This window comes from Lactobacillus sp. UMNPBX19 (assembly GCF_002553805.1).
Taxonomy (GTDB): domain Bacteria; phylum Bacillota; class Bacilli; order Lactobacillales; family Lactobacillaceae; genus Lactobacillus.
This window is the reverse complement of sequence record NZ_PCYR01000088.1, coordinates 1-607: the sequence shown is the minus strand read 5'-3', so window position 1 is coordinate 607 and position 607 is coordinate 1. Positions and strand designations below refer to the sequence as shown.

Below are 607 nucleotides of genomic sequence, written 5' to 3'. Positions count from 1 at the left end.
TCGTAATGGCCGGTGGCATTGTGGGCAATAGTATCTGCCCTTAGCAATTGCAGTAGCGGCTTTCACCAATTTCCCCGTTTCTGTTAATGCAACCTTCATTAAATTCACCTCTATTAGCAAATACGCAAGCTAAAAGAGATTATTCGCGGAAGTAAATGTTTTTACGCATTTTCATAAAAATAGCAGCTACTTTTCCACAAAAAAGAGGTTAAGGAAAAATCCGTTCAGATTTCCCTAACCTCAAAGCCGTTTTCTAGCTAATCGTTACGCTTTAAAATAGTGTTTGGCTAACTCTAAAGCAGCACTATCAATAATTGTTTTCCCGTGTTCACGAAGTACTTCGCTAGTAATTGACGTTTGATCGCCATACTCGTACGCCAAAGCTAAATTATCCTTGACCAACTCGGGAGTATTTTCACTCATATAGAAAACCAACTCTAAATAGTAACTATCTTTATAGCGGTAAAGGACCGAATCCAGACCGTTCACATCACTAATCGCGGCCGCAATTCCTGGTAAGCCTTCAAAATCGTTAAGTTTAATTACCTTTGTTTGGGTGTCGTCACTATCGCTGCCATAACTATTAAAGTCTGCCGGATCTGCATCA

Annotated in this window: 1 protein-coding gene; it reads right to left on the bottom strand. The window is 39.9% G+C overall.

What is annotated here, in order from left to right; translation table 11 throughout:
- Positions 1-264 precede the first annotated feature (264 nt).
- Positions 265-607, bottom strand: a 343-nt coding sequence (locus tag CP370_RS09180; RefSeq protein WP_199160328.1) for an adaptor protein MecA, incomplete at its 5' end; no start/stop codon positions are given.